Origin of the sequence: Mesorhizobium sp. M0028, assembly GCF_040323855.1 — a bacterium.
Classification (GTDB): Bacteria; Pseudomonadota; Alphaproteobacteria; order Rhizobiales; family Rhizobiaceae; genus Mesorhizobium.
The window spans coordinates 152269-173594 of sequence record NZ_JAMYVG010000001.1; the positions used below are offsets into that span (position 1 = coordinate 152269).

Consider the following 21326-nt stretch of genomic DNA (forward strand, 5'->3'; position numbering starts at 1 on the left):
TGTGTCGCTCACATGGCCGCGCTTTTGCATCCGGTCAAGGCCAAGCAGTCAAAATGCGGCCCTGCACCGAATGCGCAACCCAACGGCGCGCCTTGCGATTTCCGCAATCCTGGACAAGGGAAATGGGCAGCCTATCGCTGGACAAACCCGGCAATTGATCCTGGAGAACGGGACAAACTCTCCCGCGGATATAAGAGAAACATCGAGCACGCGCCAGCCCTGCTTGAACAGACGCTGTGAACTGCGCAATGTGCAGCCCGGCATTTGCTCGGACAGTCGCACGGAATTGCTGTGCTGAAAAGCTGGCCGCCGGGGTGGTTGGGTCAACGTCCCGGCGACCAGCCGTATTACCGCCTGTTACAGCGGATCAGAGGCTCAAGGCTCAGTCGGCTTTGGCGATATGCCAGACGCCGCCGACGCCCTCGCCGGTGACATCGCCGGCCTTCTTGTCCTTGATGAACGTGTAGAGCGGCTTGCCTTCATAGGCCCACATCCTGGTGCCGTCGGTGCGGTCGACGATCGTCCATTCGCCCTCGGCCTTGGCGTTGGCGTCAGCTTTCAGTGGCGGCCAATTGGCGGCGCATTTGTCGTAGCAATTCGACTTGCCGGCCTCGTCCTTGTCATAGGTGTAGAGCGTCATGCCGCTGGCGTCGGTGTAGATCTTGGTGCCGCCGACTTCTGCTTCCTTCCACGCCTCGGCGGCGTAGGACACGACGGTGCCGAGCAAAAGCGCGGCCATGCCGATTGCGATCGTTTTCATGGACCTCTCCTTGGATGATTCGAAAAAGCGCGCGGAACAACGCGCTTCGTTTGATCAACGCTGCCTGGCGGCCCTTTCTTCCCGGGCTGTTTTCCATAGATCCAGGCGAGGGCGACGACTTGCTGGGGCCACGCGATGGTGATTGGCGGATGGCCGTTGTCGCGGCTATATGGCTGCGCAGTCATCGGGAGACGGAAATGGCATTGGACGTCGGCTATGTCAGCGCGATCGGGGCGGGAGCGATTTCGTTCCTGTCACCTTGCGTGCTGCCGTTGGTACCGCCCTATCTGTGCTACATGGCCGGCGTGTCGGTCGACGATTTCCGCGGCGAAGCCGGCATTGCGGCAAAGGCTGGCGCGCGAGGCGCGCTGGTTAATTCCTCCATCGCCTTCGTGCTCGGCTTCTCGACCGTCTTCGTCGCGCTGGGCGCCGGCGCCTCCACTATCGGCCATCTGCTACGGGTCTGGCAGGAGCCGCTGGCAATGGCGGCCGGAGTGCTGATCATCCTGATGGGGCTGAATTTCCTCGGCGTATTGCGCATCCCTTTGCTTTCACGCGAGGCGCGCTTCCAGTCACAAGGCAAGCCGGCCAGCCTGATCGCCGCTTACGTCATGGGCTTGGCCTTTGCCTTTGGCTGGACGCCCTGCATCGGCCCGGTGCTGGGGCCGATCCTGACGCTTGCCGGCGGCCGCGAGACGGTGGGCGAGGGCGCGCTGCTGCTTGCCGCCTACTCGCTCGGCCTCGGCATACCGTTCCTGGTCGCGGCGCTGTTTTCCGGCGCCTTCATGCGCTTTCTCGGGAAATTCCGCGTCCATCTCGGCCGCGTCGAAAAAGCCATCGGCGCGCTGCTGGTCGTGGCCGGCGTGTTTTTCCTGACCGGCGGCGTGCAGGCGGCGTCCTATTGGTTGCTCGAGAATTTTCCGGTGCTGGGGCAATTGGGATAGGTTTGCCGCCCGGCCGAGGCGCGAGGCCGTAACTGCGGCACAAGGTACCACAGCTACGTGGTCCGTTCAGCCTCCGAAATAGCTTGGCTGGTCGATATCGACGATGAGCCCGGGTCCGCTCGGCGCCCAGCCCAGCAGCGCGCGGGTTCGCTCGCTTGAAGTCGGGACATCCATCGCCGCGAACATCGTGAACCAGCCAAAATGATCGCCGGCCTCTTCGGCGGACTTGGCGACGATCGGCACGTTCAGGCGCCGGCCGATCACGCCGGCGATGTCCTTGAACGGCACGCCTTCTTCGGCGATCGCGTGATAGCGCCCGCCACCGGCGCCATGCTCGAGCGCAAGCCGGTAGATGCGGGCGGCATCGAACCGATGCACGGCGGGCCAGCGATTGAGCCCTTCGCCGACATAGGCCGACACGCCCTTCTTGCGAGCAAGGTCGATGAGGATCGGAACAAAGGCGTGGTCGCCCTGGCCATGGACCGACGGCGGAAGGCGGACAACCGACGCGCACACCCCGCGTGCCGCCAGCGCGGCGGCTGTCGCTTCGGAGGCGCGGGGATACGAAGCGGAAGCGGGGACAGGCGCATCTTCCTCCGTCGCGATACGGCCCCGCGCCTGTAGCGCGGTTCCGGAGGTGACGAGCAGGGGGCGCTCGGAGCCTTTGAGTGCACCGCCCATCGCCTCGATGGCGCGCCGGTCCATTTCGCAGTTTTGCGCGAACTTCGAAAAGTCGTGGTTGAACCCGGTGTGGATCACCGCATCGGCGGCTGCCGCACCCCTGCGCAGGTTCTCCAGGTCTTCGAGGTCGCCTCGATGCACCTCGGCTCCAGTCGCGGCAAGCGACTTGGCCGACGCCTCCGAGCGGGCGAGGCCGAGCACCTGATGGCCGGCACCGATGAGTTCTTGAACGACGGCAGAACCGACGAATCCGGTCGCTCCGGTAAGGAAAACACGCATCACGACTTCTCCTTGTTCATTTCTGACCACGACCATGTTCGCGGCCCGGTGACGTCGTGATAGGCGCTTGAGAAAATACGATCTATGCGGTAAAGTCCGTATTATCTTCGCAATCGTCCGGAATGACCCATGGATCCCCTTTCAGATGTGCTCTCGCTGCTGAAGCCGCGAAACTATATGTCGGCCGGCTTCGATGCAGGTGGTGACTGGTCGATCCAGTTCCCCGACCAGCAGCAAAGCATCAAGACGGGAGCGGTGGTCTCGGGCCGGTGCTGGCTGTCGGTGGAGGGCGTTGCCGACGCAGTGCACCTTGAGACGGGGGACTGTTTCCTGCTGCCGAGCGGACGGCCTTTCCGCCTTGCAAGCGACATGGGCCTGGCGCCTGTTGAAGCCGTCAAGATTTTTCCGCCAGCGCGAGCCGGCGGTGTCGTGACCCACAATGGCGGCGGTGATTTCTTTCTGGTCAGCAGCCGCTTCGCGCTTGGCGGCAATCATGCCGGCATCCTGTTGCGGATGCTGCCAGCCATTGTGCATATCCGCAAAGAGTCGGACCAGTCTGCGCTGCGCTGGTCGGTGGAGCGGATGATGCAGGAGCTGCGCGAGCCACAACCGGGCGGCTTTCTGGTGATCCGGCACCTCGCCCACATGATGCTGGTTCAGGCGCTGCGGCTGCATCTTTCGGAAGGATTGAAAGGTGGCATCGGCTGGCTCTTTGCCCTGGCGGACAAACAGATGGGCGCGGCGATCAGCGCCATGCACGACGATCCGGCGCATGGCTGGACGTTACAGGAGCTGGCGGAACGGGCCGGCATGTCGCGATCGACCTTTGCGCTTAGATTCAAGGAGACGGTCGGCGCATCGCCCATGGACTATTTGACGCGCTGGCGAATGCTGCTGGCCGGCGACCGGCTGACGAATTCCAGCGATCCCGTCGCCGTCATCGCGCTGTCGCTCGGTTACGAATCCGAAAGCGCCTTCAGCACAGCCTTCAAGCGGGTCATGAACTGTTCGCCACGGCAATACGGTCGTGGCCGAGCCCCCGGCTTCGCATCACGCAACGAGGCGGAAGCCGCCTGAGCCGATCGGCTTGAGCGTCTCGCGGGTTGGAGGTTCCACCGTCTCACCGGAATTTAACCGCATTGGTGCAGCATGGCGCCGGTGCTACTAACGCTTCGATTCCAGACTCCTTTCAACGGTTGCTGTCCCCATGAGCCAGAGATCCTGCCTGTCCATCATCCTCGCTGCCGGTGAAGGCACGCGCATGAAGAGTGCGGTGCCGAAAGTGCTGCACACAATCGCCGGCCTGCCGATGGTTGCCCACGTCGTCAAGGCGGCTGAAGCCGCCGGCAGCGGTGATCTGGCGCTGGTGATCGGCCATGGCGCCGACGAGATGCGCAAGGCGGCACTCAAGTTCGCGCCGAAGGTCGAGACTTTTGTTCAGGAAAAGCGCCTCGGCACCGCGCACGCCGTGCTTGCCGCGCGGGCAGCGATATCAAGGGGTTATGAAGACATCCTGGTGATGTTTGGCGACACGCCGTTAATCGATCCGGAAGCACTGGCGGCGGCGCGGCTGAAGCTGGCCGAAGGTGCGGCTGTCGTCGTGGTCGGCTTCCGTACGGAAAATCCTTCGGGCTACGGCCGGCTTATCGAAAAGGCCGGCAAGCTCGTCGCCATCCGCGAGGAGAAGGACTGTTCGGACGAGGAGAAGAAAATCACCTTCTGCAATGGCGGGCTGATGGCGGTCGCCGGCAGGCATGCGCTGAAGCTGCTCGATCAAGTCGGCAGCAAGAACGCCAAGGGCGAGTATTATCTCACCGACATCGTCGAGATCGCCGCTGCGCAAGGACTTGATGTCGTCGCCATCGAAGCCAGTTTCGAAAATGCGCTCGGCATCAACAACCGCGCCGAGCTTGCCCAGGCGGAAGGCATCTGGCAGGCGCGCCGGCGGCATGAAGCGATGCTTTCCGGCGTGACGCTGATTGCGCCAGAAACCGTGTTCTTCTCGCACGACACCGATATCGGGGCCGATACGATCATCGAGCCCAATGTCTGGTTCGGGCCGGGCGTGAAAATCGCCACGGGCGCCAAGATCCATGCCTTCAGCCATATCGAAGGCGCAACCATCGCGTCGAATTGCGATGTCGGGCCGTTCGCGCGGCTGCGGCCCGGGGCCGATCTGAGAAACAAAGCCAAGGTCGGCAATTTCTGCGAGGTAAAGCAAGCGATCGTCGAGGAGGGCGCCAAGGTCAACCACCTGACCTATATCGGCGATGCCCGCATCGGCGCAGGCGCCAATATCGGCGCCGGCACCATCACCTGCAATTATGACGGTTATTCGAAATTCTTCACCGATATCGGCGAGGGCGCCTTCATCGGCTCGAATTCCTCGCTGGTGGCGCCGGTGTCGATCGGCAAGGGCGGCTACATCGCCTCGGGCAGCGTCATCACCGAAAGCGTGCCCGACGATGCACTGGCCTTCGGCCGTGCCCGCCAGCGGACTCTGCCCGGCAAGGGCAAGGAGTTGCGCGAACGGTTCGCTTCGGCCGCGGCTGCCCACAAAAAAGGATAGCCTAACGGAACTCAGCGACAAGCTGGATTTCCCCAACGATTGCATCGTTGAAGGCGGACAGGTCTTCGGCCGGGATCCAGTATTCCAGATGCGCCCGGCTGCCGGCATGCTGGACGCTGTAACGGTCCAGAAAGCTGCGGCGCACCTCGAAACGGGTCACGAAACCTGATCCGCTCGCGGGCACATTCCAGTCTCGGGCGATCTGGGTGGCATAGGCCTCGCTCGTTACCGGATAGAAGATCGGCTGATCGGCAAGTCGAGGAGGAAAGGCGCGCATCCCTGAACTCTGGATCAACTCCAGTTCGCGTGGCCCAACCGGACGCCAAAGTGTCACCGTGTCAATTCGTTCGTTCATGGCCGCATCATGTCTTTGACTGATTTCAGGAGCCTTGAGGCGAGATAGGATATATGAGCGGAGAAACTGAGCAATTGCAGTAACCGGATTGCAAGAGCGCTCTGTGATGGTGCATCTGTGCAGGATAGTCCGGCTGATACCGGACGAAATGGAATGTGATTTTTCGCGGTAGCCAGGCAGTCTCTAAATAGTGCCGGGTTTGAAGTCAGAGTCGGGGGAAGCGCCATGTGCGGTATCGTTGGAATAGTCGGTAACTCGCCGGTCGCGCCGCTTATCGTCGATGCGCTGAAAAGGCTCGAATATCGCGGCTATGATTCGGCCGGCGTCGCGACCATCGATCATGGCCATCTCGCCCGTCGCCGTGCCGAAGGCAAGCTGATCAATCTCGAGCGCCGGCTGAAGGACGAACCGCTCGGTGGCACGATCGGCATCGGCCACACGCGCTGGGCAACGCATGGCGTGCCGAACGAGACCAATGCGCATCCGCATTTTTCCGACGGGCTCGCCATCGTCCATAACGGCATTATCGAGAATTTCGCCGAATTGCGCGATGAGTTGATCCGCGACGGCTATACGTTTTCCTCGCAGACCGACACCGAGGTCGTCGCCCATCTGGTGGCGCGCGAACTGGCCAGGGGCCTGAAGCCGGTCGAGGCCGCGCATCAGGCGCTGAAGCGGCTGGAAGGCGCCTTTGCGCTGGCCATCATGTTTAAGGGCGACGAGGATCTGATCGTCGGCGCCCGCAATGGCCCGCCGCTGGCCGTCGGACATGGCGATGGCGAGATGTTCCTGGGCTCCGACGCCATCGCGCTTGCCCCGTTCACCAACTCGATCACCTATCTGGAAGACGGCGACTGGGCGGTAGTGCGCCGCAACGACGTTGCCATCTTCGACATGGACGGCAACAAGGTCGACCGCAAACGCCAGCAGTCGCTCAGCACGAGCTTCATGGTCGACAAGGGCAACCGGCGCCATTTCATGGAAAAGGAAATCCACGAACAGCCGGAAGTGATCTCGCACACGCTGGCACATTATGTGGATTTCGTCGGTGGCGTCTCGAAGCCGCTCGACCTGCCATTCGATTTCGCCAAGATCGACCGGCTGGCGATTTCGGCCTGTGGCACCGCTTATCTCGCCGGGTTGATCAGCAAATACTGGTTCGAGCGCTATGCGCGACTGCCGGTCGACATCGATGTCGCCTCGGAGTTCCGCTACCGCGAGATGCCGCTGTCGAAGACCGATGCCGCCTTCTTTATCTCGCAATCGGGCGAGACGGCGGACACACTGGCGTCGCTGCGCTACTGCCGCAAGGCCGGCATGAAGATCGGTGTTGTGGTCAATGTGCGCGAATCGACCATGGCGCGCGAATCCGACGTCATCCTGCCGACACTGGCCGGCCCGGAGATCGGCGTCGCCTCGACCAAGGCGTTCACCTGCCAGCTCTCCGTGCTGGCTTCGCTGGCGGTGCGAGCTGGTATGGCGCGTGGAACCATTTCGCCCGAGCAGGAGAAGACACTGGTGCGCGCGCTATCCGAAGCGCCGCGTTACGCCAACCAGGTGCTGAAGCTCGATGGGCAGATCGAAAAGATCGCTCGCGACCTCTCGCACTACAAGAATGTACTTTACCTCGGCCGCGACACCAATTTTCCGCTGGCCATGGAAGGCGCGCTGAAGCTCAAGGAAATTTCCTATATCCACGCCGAAGGCTATGCCGCCGGCGAGCTGAAGCACGGGCCGATCGCACTGATCGATGAGAACATGCCTGTCATCGTCATCGCCCCGCACGACCGCATCTTCGAAAAGACGGTGTCGAACATGCAAGAGGTGGCGGCGCGCGGCGGCAAGATCATCCTGATCACCGACAGCAAGGGCGCTGCACACGCTACGGTGAAGACGATGGAGACGATCGTTTTGCCGGACGTGCCGGAAATCATCTCGCCGATCATCTACGCGCTGCCGATCCAGATGCTCGCCTATTTCACCGCCGTGTTCATGGGCACGGACGTCGACCAGCCTCGCAACCTGGCGAAATCGGTAACGGTGGAATAGGTCTCGTTTAAAAACTTCGCAATTCCAAAGCGCCTTCGGGTTCAGTAGTGTCGCGTTGCAAACACACGCTGCGGTGAACCATGTCGGATGCTCTCAAGACCTCAGGCATGACCCGGCTGAGAAACTATTTCCTGACCGGCTTCGTCGTTTGCGCGCCATTGGCGATCACCGCCTACATTGCCTGGTCGCTTATCGGCTGGGTCGATTCCTGGGTGAAACCCTACATCCCGGTACGCTACAATCCGGACACCTACCTGCCGTTTCCAGTGCCGGGTTTTGGGCTGATCGTTGCCCTGATCCTCATCACCTTTATCGGTTTCCTGACAGCCAATATCGTCGGTCGCGCCATCGTCAACTTCGGCGAGCGCCTGCTTGGCCGCATGCCGCTGGTGCGCGGCATCTACGGCTCGCTGAAGCAGATTTTCGAGACCGTGCTGTCGAACAAGGGCGACATGTTCCGCCAGGTCGGGTTGGTCGAATATCCGCGCAAGGGGGTCTGGTCGCTGGTCTTCGTCGCCAGCGAGAAGGAAACCGAGATCAACCAGAAGCTCGACCAGCAAGGCGATCCGCTGATTGCGGTGTTCATGCCGTGTACGCCTAACCCGACTACGGGCTTTCTGATGTATGTACCGAAATCCGACATCGTGCTGCTCGACATGACGATCGAGGACGGAGCCAAGCTGATCGTTTCGGCCGGCCTGGTGGCGCCGGCGGTCAAAATGGTGACGGTGAACGGCGAGCAGATCCACGGCGCGCTCGCCAATCCGCCGCTCGACGCGATGCCTCAGCCGGCGCGCAGGAGCCGCACGGCCTCGTCGCGGCCGAATAGATAGAGCAGCAGGCGCAGCGCCGTGCCGCGTTCGGACTGCAGTTCCGGATCACGCGACAGAATCAGCCGCGCATCGTCGCGGGCGGCCTCGAGCAGGTCGGCATGCGCCTCGATGCGCGCCACCTGGAAGCCCGGCGTGCCGGATTGGCGGGTGCCGAGCAACTCGCCTTCGCCGCGCAGCTTCAGATCCTCTTCGGCGATGCGGAAGCCGTCCTCGGTCTCGCGCATCACCGACAGCCGGCGTTTGGCCGTCTCGCCAATCGGGTCCTTGTAGAGCAGCACGCAGGACGACGGCTTGTCGCCGCGCCCGACCCGGCCGCGCAATTGGTGCAACTGGGCAAGGCCAAAACGCTCGGCATGCTCGATGACCATGATTGTTGCGTCAGGCACATCGACGCCGACCTCGATCACCGTGGTGGCGATCAGGATGCGCGTTTCACCCTGCTTGAAGGCGCGCATCGCCTCGTCCTTGTCGGCGCCCTTCATGCGGCCATGCACCAGGCCAATCCGATCACCGAACAGCGGCTTCAGCGAGGCAAAACGGTCCTCGGCCGACATCAGCTTGATCTCCTCGGATTCCTCAACCAGCGGACAGATCCAGTAGATTTTCTGGCCATCGGCGACAGCGTCGAGCATGCGGCCGATCAGCTCGTCGAGCCGTTCAAGCGGCAAGGTGACGGTGCGGATCGGCTGGCGGCCGGCCGGCTTTTCCGTCAGCTTCGACACGTCCATGTCGCCGAAGGCAGTCAGCACCAGCGTCCGCGGTATCGGCGTTGCCGTCATCACCAGCATGTCGGGCGCATCGCCCTTGGCGGTGATGGCAAGGCGCTGGTGGACGCCGAAACGGTGCTGCTCGTCGACGACGGCGAACACGAGGTCATGGAACGTCACCCTTTGCTGGAACAGCGCATGGGTGCCGACGACGATGTCGATGTCGCCATTGGCCAGCCCGGTCAGCGTGTCGGCGCGCTCGCGGCCGTTTTCGCGGCCGGTGAGGATGGCGACGCGCAAGCCGGACCGTTCCGCCAACGGCGCAATCGTTGCGAGATGCTGGCGCGCCAGGATTTCGGTCGGCGCCATCAATGCCGCCTGGCCGCCTGCCTCGACGGCACGCGCCATGGCAAGCAGCGCGATCACCGTCTTGCCGGAGCCGACGTCGCCCTGCAAAAGGCGCAGCATGCGTTCGGGGTCGCCAAGATCGGCGTTGATTTCGGCAAGCGCCATTTCCTGCGACATGGTCAGCGAATAAGGGAGTGCCGCGCGCAATTGTTCGACTATGCGGCCGTCGCCAACGAGTGGCCGGCCCGATAATCGGCGGACCTTGGCCCGGACCAGCGCCAGCGATACCTGGCCGGCCAAGAACTCGTCATAGGCAAGGCGCCGCCACGCCGCGCCGTCGACGGAGACGTCGATCGGGTCGGCAGGATTGTGGACCCGGGTGAGCGCATCGCCGAAAGCAGGAAAGGCGTGGCGGCGCCGGAACTCGCCGTCCTGCCATTCGGGCAGCACCGGCAGGCGGGCCAGCGCTTGGCCAATCGCCCGGCGCAGCACCTTGCCCGAGAGCCCGGCGGTCAGCGGATAGACCGGCTCGACCAATGGGAGGTTTTCTGCGTCGCCGGCAAGTGCGATATGGTCGGGATGAACCATGGTCGGGCGGCCGTTGAACCATTCCATGCGGCCCGAGACGACGACATGCTCGCCTACGGGCATCGCTTTTTCGAGATAGGCGGCATGGGCATGGAAGAAGGTCAGCGCGATCTCGCCAGTGTCGTCATGGGCGTAGACCCGGTAGGGTACCGACCTGTTGCCACGCGGCGGCGGCTGGTGGCGGTCGATGCGCACATCGAGCGTGACGATTGCGCCCTCGGCCGAACCGGCGATGCCCGGCCGGTTGCGGCGATCGATGACAGTATGCGGCAGCACGAACAAGAGGTCGCCGGCGCGCGCTGCCCGGTCGCCGAGATCCGCCGCCACGACTTTCTCGATCAATACGCCAACCTTCGACCCGACGCCAGCAAGCGAGGTGATCGGGACAAACAGCGGATCGAGGAGGGAGGGACGCATGATGTCAGCTTATGTTGCGCCGGCCGGAGCGCAAGGCTGACACCGCCTTCTATCCACGCTATATGCGCCGCCTGGGCAAGGATGTTGCACGATGACCGGAACGACTCGATCAAGCGAGGGGCTCGATACCCGCCGCCGCAAGCTTCTGTTTCGTTCGTGGCACCGCGGCATGCGCGAGATGGACCTGATACTCGGCAGCTTCGCCGATGCCGAGATCGGCGCCTTGACCGGCGACGAAATCGACCAATATGAGAGGCTTCTCGACATTCCCGACACCGAATTCCTGCCTATCGTCACCGGCGAGCGCCCGGTTCCGACGGATATAGATTGTGCCGTCCTGCAAAAAATCCTGGCTTCGCGCCGGGACATGACCTTCTGAACAACGTGTAGCCATGAGCCTTATCCCTACGATCGGTCTGCCGAAAGGCCGCGCCGGCCAGTTCATTGTCGATGGCGTCGCCGACGGCTACGAAGCCTTTGCGCTGGTGCAGGCTGCGCACGAGATCGCCCCTGACAAGCCGGTGCTTTTCGTGGCACGCGACGGCCAGCGTCTGCCGGCGATCGTCGAGGCGCTTGCCTTTGCCGCGCCGGGCCTGCCGGTGCTGGAACTGCCGGCCTGGGATTGCCTGCCTTACGACCGCGTCTCGCCCGGCGCCGATGCCGCCGCAAGGCGGCTCGATGCGCTGGCAGCAATGATTGCGCTGGCGAAGAGGCCGCACCGCGCCGTCATTCTCACCACCGCGAATGCGTTGCTTCAGCGCATTCCGCCGGCGGAACTCGTCGAGGCGCAGACCTTTCACGCCAAGCCCGGTAACCAGATCGACATGAACGTACTGGTGTCGCGGCTGGAGACTTCCGGCTTCGAGCGGGTACCGACGGTGCGCGGCATCGGCGAATTTGCAGTGCGGGGCGGCATCCTCGATCTCTTCGCGCCCGGATGGGCGGAGGCGCTGCGCCTCGATTTCTTCGGCGATACGCTGGAATCGATCCGCGTCTTCGACACCGCAACACAGAGAACCACCGGCCAGCGCAAGTCGATGGCGTTGCAGGCGATGAGCGAGGTGGCGCTGACGCCGGAAACCATCAGCCGCTTCCGCCGTGCCTATATCGAAGCCTTTGGCGCACCCTCGCGCGACGATGGGCTCTATGCGGCGGTCAGCGAGGGCAGGCGGTTTGCCGGCATGGAGCACTGGCTGCCGTTCTTCTATGAGCGGCTGGAAACCGTCTTCGACTATCTACCCGACGCGCCTGTGGTTTTCGACCATCTGGCGCATGAGGCACTGGCCGAGCGCCACACTCTGATCCTCGACCACTACGAAGCGCGCAAGAAGCAGGCCGACGGCGCCTTGAAGGACGCGGTGCCCTACAAGCCGGTGCCGCCGGATCTGCTCTATCTGTCGCCAGAGAACCTGATTGCCTCGCTTGGCCCGCGCGAAGCAATAGACTTCACGTCGTTCGATGCGCCCGATGCCGGTGCGAAAAAGGTGTTCCATGCCGGCTCGCGCCACGGCCGCAGCTTCGTCGAGGAACGCGCCGACCCTAGCGCCAACGTTTTCGACGTCGTCGTAAAACACATTTCCGACGAGCGCGCTGCACGCCGCCGCGTCATCGTCGCCGGCTGGACCGAGGGTTCGCTCGACCGGCTTGGTCAGATCCTGGCCGAGCATCATCTTGGCAATCTGAAGCCGGTGGCGACGCTTGCCGAAGCCGAAAGGCTTGAGCCGGGGCAGGCGGGACTGGCCGTGCTGCCGCTCGAATCCGGCTTCGAGACGGAGAAACTGGTCGTTGTCGCCGAGCAGGACATTCTCGGCGACCGGCTGATCCGACGCTCGAAGCGCAAGAAGCGCGCGTCCGACTTCATCGCCGAGGCTTCGGCGTTGTCCTCGGGCGATATTGTCGTCCATTCCGATCATGGCATTGGCCGTTTCATCGGGTTGCGTACCATCGAGGCGGTTGGTGCGCCTCACGATTGCCTCGAAATCCACTATGCCGGCGATGATCGGCTGTTCCTGCCTGTGGAAAACATCGAGCTGCTGTCGCGCTATGGCTCGGATTCGGCCGAGGCGACGCTCGACAAGCTTGGCGGCGGCGCCTGGCAATCGCGCAAGGCGCGGCTGAAGAAGCGCCTGCTCGACATGGCCGGGCAGCTGATCCGCATCGCCGCCGAGCGGCAGATGCGGGCCGCACCGGCGCTGGTGCCGGCGGAAGGCCTCTATGGCGAGTTTGCAGCGCGTTTTCCCTATGAGGAGACCGATGACCAGCAGACGGCGATCGATTCGGTCATGGATGATCTAGGCGCCGGAAAGCCGATGGACCGGCTGATCTGCGGCGATGTCGGCTTCGGCAAGACCGAAGTTGCACTTCGCGCCGCCTTCATCGCGGCGATGGAAGGCGTTCAGGTGGCGGTGGTGGTGCCGACGACATTGTTGTCGCGCCAGCATTTCAAGACCTTCTCGCAGCGCTTCTCGGGCCTGCCGATCCGTGTCGCCCAGGCCTCGCGGCTGGTCGGCGCCAAGGAACTGGCCGAGGCCAAGAAGGGCATCGCCGAAGGTCAGGTTGACATTGTCGTCGGCACGCACGCGCTGCTCGGCTCCTCGATCTCGTTCAAGAATCTCGGCCTGCTGATCATCGACGAGGAGCAGCATTTCGGCGTCAAGCACAAGGAACGGCTGAAAGACCTGAAGACCGACGTCCACGTCCTGACTTTGTCGGCGACGCCGATCCCGCGAACGTTGCAGCTTGCCTTGACCGGCGTGCGCGAGCTGTCGCTGATCGCTACGCCGCCGGTCGACCGCATGGCAGTGCGCACCTTCATCTCGCCCTTCGATCCGCTGGTCATCCGCGAAACGTTGCTGCGCGAGCGCTACCGTGGCGGCCATTCCTTCTATGTCGTGCCGCGCATCAGCGATCTCGCGGAAATCCATGATTTTCTGCGCGAATCCGTGCCTGAGCTGAAAGTGGCGGTGGCGCATGGCCAGATGCCGCCGGGCGAACTCGACGACATCATGAACGCCTTCTATGACGGCCAGTACGATGTGCTTTTGTCGACCACCATCGTCGAATCCGGCCTCGATATCCCGACCGCCAACACGCTGATAGTGCACCGCGCCGATATGTTCGGACTGTCGCAGCTCTATCAGCTGCGCGGCCGTGTCGGCCGTTCGAAGGTGCGCGCCTACGCGCTGTTCACACTGCCCGCCAACCGCAAGCTCACCGATACAGCCGAGCGTCGGCTGAAAGTGCTGCAGTCGCTCGATACGCTCGGCGCCGGTTTCCAACTGGCTAGCCACGACCTCGATATCCGCGGCGCCGGCAATCTGCTCGGCGAAGAGCAGTCGGGCCACATCAAGGAGGTTGGTTTCGAGCTCTACCAACAGATGCTGGAGGAGGCGGTGGCCGAAGTGAAGGATTCCGGCGAGGTGCAGGACGGCGGCTGGTCGCCGCAGATCGCCGTCGGCACAGCGGTGATGATCCCGGAAAGCTATGTCCCGGACCTGCAGCTCAGGCTGGCGCTCTATCGCCGTCTTGGCGATCTCGAAAATACGGAAGAGATCGATGCTTTCGGCGCCGAGCTGATCGACCGGTTCGGGACGCTGCCAGAAGAGGTAAAACATCTGTTGAAGATCGTCTTCATCAAGGCGCTTTGCCGCAAGGCCAACGTCGAGAAGCTCGACGCCGGGCCGAAAGGCGTCGTCATCCATTTCCGCAAGCGGGAATTCCCCAATCCGGTCGGGCTGGTCAAGCTCATCGGCGAACAGGGCTCGCTGGCCAAGATCCGGCCCGACCAGAGCGTCGTCTTCAGCCGCGACTGGCCGACCCCCGAAAAGCGGCTGGCAGGCTCGGCGGTTGTCATGACGCAGTTGGCACGGCTGGTGGAGAAGGCGGCGGCGTAGCAGGGTGTCGCTGGTGCTCTGGGCACAGCCGCACCGGCACTTTCACCGTGCCGTGCCCATTCGCCACGCGGCCAATTCCGGTCTAGAATAGGAAATCGGCTTCGTGTATGGAGCCGCGACCCCATATTGGGCGGATTGGCGGGCGATGGCGTCCGTGCGAAAGAGCGTTGGGTGCTTCGATGACGAAATGGTCGCCGAATTCGTGGAGAGCTAAGCCGATCCAGCAGGTTCCTGCCTATCCGGACCTTGTCGCGCTGAGGAACACGGAAGCCCAGCTCGCCACCTTTCCGCCGTTGGTTTTTGCAGGTGAGGCGCGCAAGCTGAAGAAGCAGCTTGCAGCCGTCGCTGCCGGGGACGCATTCCTTCTGCAGGGTGGCGATTGCGCCGAGAGCTTCGCCGAGCATGGCGCCGACAATATCCGCGACTTCTTCCGCGTCTTTTTGCAGATGTCGGTGGTACTGACCTTCGCCGGCGCGCAGCCGGTGGTGAAGGTCGGCCGTGTCGCCGGCCAGTTCGCCAAGCCGCGCTCGTCCGACAATGAGACCAAGGGCGGTGTGACGCTGCCCAGCTATCGCGGCGACATCATCAATGGCATCGAGTTCGATGCCAAGTCGCGCATTCCCGATCCTGCGCGGCAGGAGATGGCGTACCGCCAGTCGGCGGCGACGCTCAACCTGTTGCGCGCCTTCGCCCAGGGCGGCTACGCCAGCCTGGAGAACGTGCATCAATGGATGCTCGGCTTCGTGTCCGACAGCCCGCAGGGCGAGAAATACGAGTCGCTCGCCAACCGCATCACCGAGACGATGGACTTCATGAAGGCCGTCGGCATCACCTCGGAGACCAATTACGCACTGCGCGAGACCGATTTCTACACCAGCCACGAAGCGCTGCTGCTCGGTTATGAAGAGGCGCTGACCCGCGTCGATTCGACTTCGGGCGACTGGTACGCCACCTCCGGCCACATGATCTGGATCGGCGATCGCACGCGCCAACCCGACCACGCGCATGTCGAATACTGCCGTGGCATCAAGAACCCGCTCGGCCTGAAATGTGGCCCGTCGCTGACGCCGGACGGCCTGTTGCAGCTCATCGACCTGCTCAATCCGGAGAACGAGCCTGGCCGGCTGACGCTGATTGCCCGCTTCGGTTCCGATAAGGTCGCCGAACATCTGCCCAAACTGGTGCGCGCGGTGCAGAAGGAAGGCCGCAGCGTGGTGTGGTCGTCGGATCCGATGCATGGCAATACCATCGAGGCCGCCGGCTACAAGACACGGCCGTTCGACCGCATCCTGAAGGAGGTGCAGACCTTCTTCGAGGTGCATCGCGTCGAAGGCACGCATCCCGGCGGCATCCACATCGAGATGACCGGCAAGAACGTCACCGAGTGCACCGGTGGTGCCCGCGCCATCACCGCCGAAGAGCTGCAGGATCGCTACCACACCCATTGCGACCCGCGCCTCAATGCCGACCAGGCGATCGAGCTGGCCTTCCTGGTGTCCGATCTGCTCAAGAAGAGCCATCCGGTCCAGCACAAGCAGGCCGTCAACGGCTGATGCGATCTGAACTTTGATATATTGAAAAAGCGCCGGAGAAATCCGGCGCTTTTTGTATTCAATCCGGCGGGCGTCGCATTTGCTGGTGCGTAACGCGCGCAAAACTGGAATCCTGCCAAGCGATGGCAATTGCATTGGGAGGCCGAGATGGCTGACAGTCACAGCGGATCATGCTTGTGCGGGGCAGTGCGGTTGCAGACGCGAGGACCGCTACGCGGCGTTATCTACTGCCATTGCTCGCAGTGCCGAAAGCAGAGCGGGCATTTTTATGCCGCGACCAATGTCGCCGATCGCGACATCACAATCGCCGGCGCAGAGAACGTCACCTGGTACGAGGCATCTTCGTTTGCCAGGCGCGGTTTCTGCAAGACATGCGGATCGCTGCTGTTCTGGAAACCGATGGAGGGTGGCTACGTTTCGGTCATGGCCGGCCTGTTCGACGCGCCAACCGGACTTCAAGGGGAATGTCATATCTTCGTCGGCGACAAGGGCGATTACTACGCGATCGACGATGGGCTGCCGCAGTTCGAGAAGTCGACGCCGTCGATCAAGGTAGCAGACGGCTGATTTTTGAAGAGGCCGCCTTATTCCCTTGATCCAGCCATTGCGCTATCCCCTGCCGGTGATTCCGAAGGGTTTTGGCATGCAGCGGCTGATCGACGCTTTTTACAATTCGGTGCGGGCGTTTCGCAAACTGGCCGCCGGCGAGGAGGCCTTCCAGCTGGAACTGGTCCTGCTTGTGCTTGCGCTGCCGCTCGGCTGGTTCCTTTCAGAATCGTGGCGCGGCTATGCCCTGCTGATCGGCGCGGTGCTGCTCATGATCATGATCGAAGTGCTGAACACCGGCATTGAGGCGGCATGCGACGCGTTCAGCCGGGAATTCAACATCGACATCCAGCTGGCCAAGGATTGCGGTTCGCTGGCAGTGCTGATTTCGGTGGTGATCGTCGCTGGCGTCTGGGGCGTCGCAGTCATCGAGCGCATCGTTGGGGTACCGATCTGAGGTTTCAGGCACCACATGCCGGTTAATCGAGGAGACCGATATGGCCGATACCGCCGGATTTCTGCTGCTTGAACGTGAGGGCCTGCCGGACGATCTGCGCTGGCTGGTGGAAAAATATCCGCGCGAGGACTGGCAGGCGCATGCCAACATCCACGGCATGGCCAATATGTGGCTGCAGCGGCACGACATGTTCCGCGACCTTGGCGGCATGCTCACTAACGGCATTGGCGATTATCGTGAGGGCAGGCTGAACGCGCCGGAATTCGCACGCTGGTTCGCGCCGCGCCTGAATCATTTCCTCGGCAATCTCGATGGCCACCACAATGTCGAGGACCATCACTATTTCCCGGTCTTCGCCAGGGCCGAGACTCGTCTGAAGCGCGGCTTCGAAATCCTGGATGCCGATCACCACACAATCCATGAGGGACTGGAGCGCAATGCCGAGGCGGCAAATGCCTTCATCGGCACGCTTCAGGAGAGCGAGGACAAACAGCGCTTCGCCGCCGATGCCTATGCCGACGAGAACAGCCGGCTGATCGCCATGTTGACCCGGCATCTTGCCGACGAGGAAGACCTGATCATTCCGCTGATCCTCGAGAAGGGCGACCGCGCGCTCGGCATTGATTGACGATCAGCTTCCCTTGCGAAGCTCCTTCTTGGCGAGGACGTGCGACGCCAGCCAGCCGAGGATGGCCACAACGAGACCGATGACCAGGGCGATCAGCAACCGCTCGTGGCGGGCCAGCGCCTGGCCGACGATGCGCTCCGCGCCCAGCCCGAAGACATAACCGACAGTGCAGAACAGTGCCGCCCAGACTACCGACGAGATGGCGTTGAGGATGACGAAGCGCGCTGCGGCGATGCCCGACAGCCCGGCTGCGATACCACCGACCAGGCGCAGGCCATAGATGTAGCGGTTCGACAGCACGAAAATGTTGGGATGAGAGGTGACAAGGCGGTAGGCGTGGCTGAAACCCGGCCGGGCTCGGAGTCCGATCACGAATTTATGGTCGGCGAAGCTCCGTCCCAGGATGAAAAAGAACGTGTCGCCACCGAAGGCGCCGAGCGCCGCCGCGAGGAAGGCCTGCCACGGGACGAAGACATGCTGATGCGCAAAGAAACCGCCAAGGATGGCGGCGCTTTCGCCCTCGGCGACGCAGCCCAGAAAAACCGCGACCAGCCCATATTGCTCAATGAGACGATGAATGGCTTCCGTCATGAAGACGTCCGCTGCTTCGACAGAATCTCGTCGATGCGCTTCACCTGCTCGGCCAGCCGGGCGATCTCGTCTCGCATGCCGATGATCTGGCTGTGGCGCAGTTCGTCGAGCTTTTCATGCAACGCCATGATCTCGATCTCGGCCTTGAGATTAACCTCATAGTCGTGGGCGGCGTCGATACGATCGCGCTCGGTCTGGCGGTTCTGCGCCATCATGATCACTGGCGCCTGCAGGGCAGCAACCATGGAAAGCACGAGATTGAGGAAGATGAAAGGATAGGGATCGAAGGCGGCGCGCGACAAGAGCCAGACATTGCCTGCCGTCCACAGGATCAGGAAGCCAATGAATGTCAGGATGAAGGACCACGAACCGCCGATCCGGGCGATGGTGTCAGCCAGGCGGTCGCCAAACGTCTGGTGAAAGGCGACGGCCTTGTTGGTGTCCTTGGAGATCGTGGTGCGCTCGAGCGTTGATTGCAGCACCCGGCTTTCGAGCGCGCTGAGGCCGTCCGGCTTTCGCTTCAGCCAGCGGTTTGCCAGGTCCTCGATCGTTTTGTTCATCGTCGCCTCCGTCGTCAGCGATAGAGGTAGAAGCTGCCGGTTCATACGGGAAGTGGTAGATTGACGCGATGGGGTCAGGAAACAATGGTGGATTTTCAGAAGATTCGCGCCCGTGCGGCGAAACGCAAAGGCGGTGAGGCAGCGCTGACGTCGCTGCTGGGCCCTACGCCCGACAATGCCGCGCTGGCAAAGATTGCGGATGACCGGATCCTGTCGACCATGGCCGAACGGGTCTTTGCCGCCGGCTTCGTCTGGCGCGTCATCGAGCAGAAATGGCCAGGTTTCGAGGAAGCATTTCTTGGCTTCGAGCCGAAGCGGCTGCTGTTCCAGCCTGACGATTTCTGGCACGATCTCACCGCCGACAAGCGCCTCGTGCGCAATCCGCAGAAGATCAAGTCGGTACGCGACAACGCAGCCTTCGTCGAGCGCGTGTCGAAGGAGCATGGCAGCTTCGGCAAGTTCCTCGCCGACTGGCCGGCCGGCGATCAGGTCGGGCTGATGGCTTATCTCGGCAAGCACGGGAGCCGGCTCGGCGGCAATACCGGCCAGTATTTTCTGCGCTGGCTGGAGTGGGACGCCTTCATCGTCTCGGCCGACATGGCGGCAGCGCTGCGCGACACCGGGCTCGACATCGCGCAGAGCCCGACATCGAAGAAGGACCTAGACAAGATCCAGGTGCAGATCAACGCCTGGGCGGCGGAGACCGAGCTGCCGCGCCGACACATTTCGCGCATTCTGGCAATGTCGATCGGCGAGAACCATCCGCCGGAGACGCTACGCGAATATATGGGCGAATAGGACCGATTGTTTGGTCCAAACGAACGCCATTGCCCGACGAATTTTGCCGCGCTAAACCCACAGGCATGATCGACAAGACCGCTCCAGACATATTGCGCATCGCCGTCGCCCAGCTCAATCCGACGGTCGGCGACGTCGCCGGCAATCTTGCCAAGGCGCGCGAGGCGAGGGCGGATGCCGCCCGCCAGGGCGCCGATCTCGTGCTGTTCACCGAGCTTTTCCTGGCCGGCTATCCGCCTGAGGATCTGGTGCTGAAGCCCGCCTTCCTGAAGGCCTGCGAGCGGGCTGCCGAGGACTTCGCCGGCGATACCGCCGATGGCGGCCCGGGCGTCATCATCGGCACGCCGCTGAAGCGCAAGACCGGCACGCACAATTCGATCATCTTTGCCGATGGCGGCAAGATCCTTGCCGAACGCTACAAGCTCGATCTGCCGAATTACGGTGAGTTCGACGAGAAGCGCGTCTTCCAGGCCGGACCCGAGATCCAAGGGCCGGTCAATTTCCGCGGCGTGCGGGTGGGAGTGCCGATCTGTGAAGATATCTGGGGCGAGATTGCCGTCTGCGAGACGCTGGCCGAAAGCGGCGCGGAAATCCTGCTGGTCCCGAACGGCTCGCCCTATTACCGCGGCAAGGTCGACGTCCGCCACCAGATCGTCATCCGCCAGGTCATCGAATGCGGACTGCCGATTATCTATGCCAACCAGCTTGGCGGCCAGGACGAGCTGATCTTCGACGGCGCGTCGTTTGCCATAGGCTCTGACAAGACGCTGGCCTTCCAGATGAGCCAGTTCGAGGAGACGGTCAACGTCACCACCTGGAAGCGAAAGAATGACGTCTGGGTCTGCTCTGACGGACCGATGTCGAAAATCCCGGAGAAGGAGGAGGCCGACTATCGCGCCTGCATGTTGGGCCTGCGCGACTACGTCAACAAGAACGGCTTCAAGAATGTCGTGCTCGGCCTTTCCGGCGGCATCGATTCGGCGATCTGCGCGGCACTTGCCGTCGATGCGCTCGGCGAGGAACGGCTGCGCGCCGTGATGATGCCTTACCGCTACACTTCGACGGACTCGCTCAAGGACGCCGAGGACTGCGCCCGCGCGCTCGGCTGCCGCTACGATATCGTGCCGATCTTCGAGCCGGTCGAGGGCTTCCTGCACACACTGACGCAGCTTTTCGAGGGCACCAAGGAAGGCATCACCGAGGAAAACCTGCAGAGCCGGGCCCGTGGCACCATCCTGATGGCGATTTCCAACAAGTTCGGCTCGATGGTGGTCACTACCGGCAACAAGAGCGAGATGTCGGTAGGCTACGCCACGCTCTATGGCGACATGAATGGCGGCTTCAACCCGATAAAGGACCTCTACAAGATGCAGGTCTATGCGTTGTCGCGCTGGCGCAACGCGCATGTGCCGCCGGGCGCGCTAGGCCCGTCCGGCGAGGTGATCCCGAACAATATCATCGACAAGGCGCCCTCGGCGGAACTGCGCGAGAACCAGACCGACCAGGATTCGCTGCCGCCCTATCCAGTGCTCGACGACATATTGGAGTGTCTGGTCGAGAACGAGATGGGTGTCGACGAGATCGTTGCGCGCGGCCATGACCGGGCGACGGTGACGCGCGTCGAGCACCTGCTTTACGTCGCCGAATACAAGCGCCGGCAGGCAGCGCCCGGCGTGAAGATCACCAGGAAGAATTTTGGCCGCGACCGCCGCTATCCTATTACCAACCGGTTCAGGGATGGCGGGTAGGCGATTGGCTGCATAACGGTTT

At 62.6% G+C, this 21326-nt stretch carries 20 protein-coding genes; 14 read left to right on the forward strand and 6 right to left on the reverse strand.

Translation table 11 applies throughout. The features are described from left to right. Window positions 1-12 precede the first annotated feature (12 nt). Window positions 13-240, forward strand: coding sequence for a hypothetical protein (locus NKJ93_RS00745; RefSeq protein ID WP_023720101.1), 228 nt, complete (start codon window positions 13-15; stop codon window positions 238-240). Window positions 241-382: 142 nt separating this feature from the next. Here the strand turns inward: NKJ93_RS00745 and NKJ93_RS00750 are convergent, their stop codons facing one another. Further along, on the reverse strand, window positions 383-760 hold the full coding sequence (locus tag NKJ93_RS00750; RefSeq protein WP_352587018.1) for a COG4315 family predicted lipoprotein: 378 nt from the start codon (window positions 758-760) through the stop codon (window positions 383-385). Between the two features lie 197 nt (window positions 761-957). Here NKJ93_RS00750 and NKJ93_RS00755 point away from each other — a divergent pair, with 197 nt between their 5' ends. After that, window positions 958-1704: a cytochrome c biogenesis CcdA family protein gene (locus NKJ93_RS00755; RefSeq protein WP_023720100.1), complete on the forward strand. Its 747-nt coding sequence runs from the start codon at window positions 958-960 to the stop codon at window positions 1702-1704. A gap of 66 nt (window positions 1705-1770) precedes the next feature. Here the strand turns inward: NKJ93_RS00755 and NKJ93_RS00760 are convergent, their stop codons facing one another. Continuing rightward, window positions 1771-2664: an SDR family oxidoreductase gene (locus tag NKJ93_RS00760; protein ID WP_352587020.1), complete on the reverse strand. Its 894-nt coding sequence runs from the start codon at window positions 2662-2664 to the stop codon at window positions 1771-1773. A 129-nt stretch (window positions 2665-2793) separates the two neighbouring features. On the opposite strand from NKJ93_RS00760, the gene NKJ93_RS00765 reads away from it, so the two are divergent. After that, the gene (locus tag NKJ93_RS00765) at window positions 2794-3741 is read left to right on the forward strand and encodes an AraC family transcriptional regulator (RefSeq protein ID WP_352587022.1); all 948 of its coding nucleotides are present in this window, start codon (window positions 2794-2796) and stop codon (window positions 3739-3741) included. A 130-nt stretch (window positions 3742-3871) separates the two neighbouring features. Then, complete coding sequence (glmU, locus tag NKJ93_RS00770; RefSeq protein WP_352587025.1) at window positions 3872-5233, forward strand: bifunctional UDP-N-acetylglucosamine diphosphorylase/glucosamine-1-phosphate N-acetyltransferase GlmU; 1362 nt, start codon at window positions 3872-3874, stop codon at window positions 5231-5233. A gap of 1 nt (window position 5234) precedes the next feature. Here the strand turns inward: glmU and NKJ93_RS00775 are convergent, their stop codons facing one another. Further along, window positions 5235-5588 carry a hypothetical protein gene (locus tag NKJ93_RS00775; RefSeq protein ID WP_031194321.1) on the reverse strand — a complete coding sequence of 118 codons (354 nt, stop codon included), beginning with the start codon at window positions 5586-5588 and terminating at the stop codon, window positions 5235-5237. A 225-nt stretch (window positions 5589-5813) separates the two neighbouring features. Here NKJ93_RS00775 and glmS point away from each other — a divergent pair, with 225 nt between their 5' ends. Both glmS and NKJ93_RS00785 read left to right on the forward strand, forming a co-directional pair. Next, window positions 5814-7637: a glutamine--fructose-6-phosphate transaminase (isomerizing) gene (gene glmS / locus NKJ93_RS00780; protein ID WP_023720095.1), complete on the forward strand. Its 1824-nt coding sequence runs from the start codon at window positions 5814-5816 to the stop codon at window positions 7635-7637. 80 nt (window positions 7638-7717) lie between these two features. Then, complete coding sequence (locus tag NKJ93_RS00785; RefSeq protein WP_031194320.1) at window positions 7718-8470, forward strand: DUF502 domain-containing protein; 753 nt, start codon at window positions 7718-7720, stop codon at window positions 8468-8470. Here NKJ93_RS00785 and recG read toward each other — a convergent pair. After that, on the reverse strand, window positions 8422-10530 hold the full coding sequence (recG, locus tag NKJ93_RS00790; protein WP_352587027.1) for an ATP-dependent DNA helicase RecG: 2109 nt from the start codon (window positions 10528-10530) through the stop codon (window positions 8422-8424). The two genes, NKJ93_RS00785 and recG, sit on opposite strands and share 49 nt — an antisense overlap. 91 nt (window positions 10531-10621) lie before the next feature. On the opposite strand from recG, the gene NKJ93_RS00795 reads away from it, so the two are divergent. The 6 genes from NKJ93_RS00795 (at window position 10622) to NKJ93_RS00820 (ending at window position 17607) form a co-directional block, all read left to right on the forward strand. Further along, window positions 10622-10909, forward strand: coding sequence for a succinate dehydrogenase assembly factor 2 (locus NKJ93_RS00795; protein WP_023720093.1), 288 nt, complete (start codon window positions 10622-10624; stop codon window positions 10907-10909). 13 nt (window positions 10910-10922) lie between these two features. After that, window positions 10923-14423 carry a transcription-repair coupling factor gene (gene mfd / locus NKJ93_RS00800; protein ID WP_352495352.1) on the forward strand — a complete coding sequence of 1167 codons (3501 nt, stop codon included), beginning with the start codon at window positions 10923-10925 and terminating at the stop codon, window positions 14421-14423. Window positions 14424-14602: 179 nt separating this feature from the next. Further along, window positions 14603-15976, forward strand: a complete 1374-nt coding sequence (locus NKJ93_RS00805; RefSeq protein WP_352482211.1) for a class II 3-deoxy-7-phosphoheptulonate synthase — start codon at window positions 14603-14605, stop codon at window positions 15974-15976. A gap of 147 nt (window positions 15977-16123) precedes the next feature. After that, window positions 16124-16543: a GFA family protein gene (locus NKJ93_RS00810; protein WP_352482212.1), complete on the forward strand. Its 420-nt coding sequence runs from the start codon at window positions 16124-16126 to the stop codon at window positions 16541-16543. Between the two features lie 76 nt (window positions 16544-16619). Then, window positions 16620-16979: a diacylglycerol kinase gene (locus NKJ93_RS00815; RefSeq protein WP_023720089.1), complete on the forward strand. Its 360-nt coding sequence runs from the start codon at window positions 16620-16622 to the stop codon at window positions 16977-16979. 40 nt (window positions 16980-17019) lie between these two features. Next, complete coding sequence (locus tag NKJ93_RS00820) at window positions 17020-17607, forward strand: hemerythrin domain-containing protein (RefSeq protein WP_023720088.1); 588 nt, start codon at window positions 17020-17022, stop codon at window positions 17605-17607. Between the two features lie 3 nt (window positions 17608-17610). Here the strand turns inward: NKJ93_RS00820 and NKJ93_RS00825 are convergent, their stop codons facing one another. Both NKJ93_RS00825 and NKJ93_RS00830 read right to left on the reverse strand, forming a co-directional pair. Continuing rightward, window positions 17611-18198 carry a DedA family protein gene (locus tag NKJ93_RS00825; protein WP_023720087.1) on the reverse strand — a complete coding sequence of 196 codons (588 nt, stop codon included), beginning with the start codon at window positions 18196-18198 and terminating at the stop codon, window positions 17611-17613. After that, complete coding sequence (locus NKJ93_RS00830; protein ID WP_023720086.1) at window positions 18195-18758, reverse strand: DUF1003 domain-containing protein; 564 nt, start codon at window positions 18756-18758, stop codon at window positions 18195-18197. Before NKJ93_RS00830 ends, NKJ93_RS00825 begins: the two co-directional genes overlap by 4 nt. 84 nt (window positions 18759-18842) lie before the next feature. On the opposite strand from NKJ93_RS00830, the gene NKJ93_RS00835 reads away from it, so the two are divergent. Both NKJ93_RS00835 and NKJ93_RS00840 read left to right on the forward strand, forming a co-directional pair. Further along, complete coding sequence (locus tag NKJ93_RS00835) at window positions 18843-19556, forward strand: DNA-3-methyladenine glycosylase I (protein WP_352587030.1); 714 nt, start codon at window positions 18843-18845, stop codon at window positions 19554-19556. 65 nt (window positions 19557-19621) lie between these two features. Next, window positions 19622-21304, forward strand: coding sequence for an NAD+ synthase (locus NKJ93_RS00840; RefSeq protein ID WP_352494564.1), 1683 nt, complete (start codon window positions 19622-19624; stop codon window positions 21302-21304). The last annotated feature ends 22 nt before the right edge of the window (window positions 21305-21326 follow it).

Bases quoted from the DNA above. Each gene is read 5' to 3' on its own strand.
- NKJ93_RS00745 (WP_023720101.1), top strand. From the start codon at position 13: ATGGCCGCGCTTTTGCATCCGGTCAAGGCCAAGCAGTCAAAATGCGGC.
- NKJ93_RS00750 (WP_352587018.1), bottom strand. From the start codon at position 760: ATGAAAACGATCGCAATCGGCATGGCCGCGCTTTTGCTCGGCACCGTC.
- NKJ93_RS00755 (WP_023720100.1), top strand. From the start codon at position 958: ATGGCATTGGACGTCGGCTATGTCAGCGCGATCGGGGCGGGAGCGATT.
- NKJ93_RS00760 (WP_352587020.1), bottom strand. From the start codon at position 2,664: ATGCGTGTTTTCCTTACCGGAGCGACCGGATTCGTCGGTTCTGCCGTC.
- NKJ93_RS00765 (WP_352587022.1), top strand. From the start codon at position 2,794: ATGGATCCCCTTTCAGATGTGCTCTCGCTGCTGAAGCCGCGAAACTAT.
- glmU (WP_352587025.1), top strand. From the start codon at position 3,872: ATGAGCCAGAGATCCTGCCTGTCCATCATCCTCGCTGCCGGTGAAGGC.
- NKJ93_RS00775 (WP_031194321.1), bottom strand. From the start codon at position 5,588: ATGAACGAACGAATTGACACGGTGACACTTTGGCGTCCGGTTGGGCCA.
- glmS (WP_023720095.1), top strand. From the start codon at position 5,814: ATGTGCGGTATCGTTGGAATAGTCGGTAACTCGCCGGTCGCGCCGCTT.
- NKJ93_RS00785 (WP_031194320.1), top strand. From the start codon at position 7,718: ATGTCGGATGCTCTCAAGACCTCAGGCATGACCCGGCTGAGAAACTAT.
- recG (WP_352587027.1), bottom strand. From the start codon at position 10,530: ATGCGTCCCTCCCTCCTCGATCCGCTGTTTGTCCCGATCACCTCGCTT.
- NKJ93_RS00795 (WP_023720093.1), top strand. From the start codon at position 10,622: ATGACCGGAACGACTCGATCAAGCGAGGGGCTCGATACCCGCCGCCGC.
- mfd (WP_352495352.1), top strand. From the start codon at position 10,923: ATGAGCCTTATCCCTACGATCGGTCTGCCGAAAGGCCGCGCCGGCCAG.
- NKJ93_RS00805 (WP_352482211.1), top strand. From the start codon at position 14,603: ATGACGAAATGGTCGCCGAATTCGTGGAGAGCTAAGCCGATCCAGCAG.
- NKJ93_RS00810 (WP_352482212.1), top strand. From the start codon at position 16,124: ATGGCTGACAGTCACAGCGGATCATGCTTGTGCGGGGCAGTGCGGTTG.
- NKJ93_RS00815 (WP_023720089.1), top strand. From the start codon at position 16,620: ATGCAGCGGCTGATCGACGCTTTTTACAATTCGGTGCGGGCGTTTCGC.
- NKJ93_RS00820 (WP_023720088.1), top strand. From the start codon at position 17,020: ATGGCCGATACCGCCGGATTTCTGCTGCTTGAACGTGAGGGCCTGCCG.
- NKJ93_RS00825 (WP_023720087.1), bottom strand. From the start codon at position 18,198: ATGACGGAAGCCATTCATCGTCTCATTGAGCAATATGGGCTGGTCGCG.
- NKJ93_RS00830 (WP_023720086.1), bottom strand. From the start codon at position 18,758: ATGAACAAAACGATCGAGGACCTGGCAAACCGCTGGCTGAAGCGAAAG.
- NKJ93_RS00835 (WP_352587030.1), top strand. From the start codon at position 18,843: ATGGTGGATTTTCAGAAGATTCGCGCCCGTGCGGCGAAACGCAAAGGC.
- NKJ93_RS00840 (WP_352494564.1), top strand. From the start codon at position 19,622: ATGATCGACAAGACCGCTCCAGACATATTGCGCATCGCCGTCGCCCAG.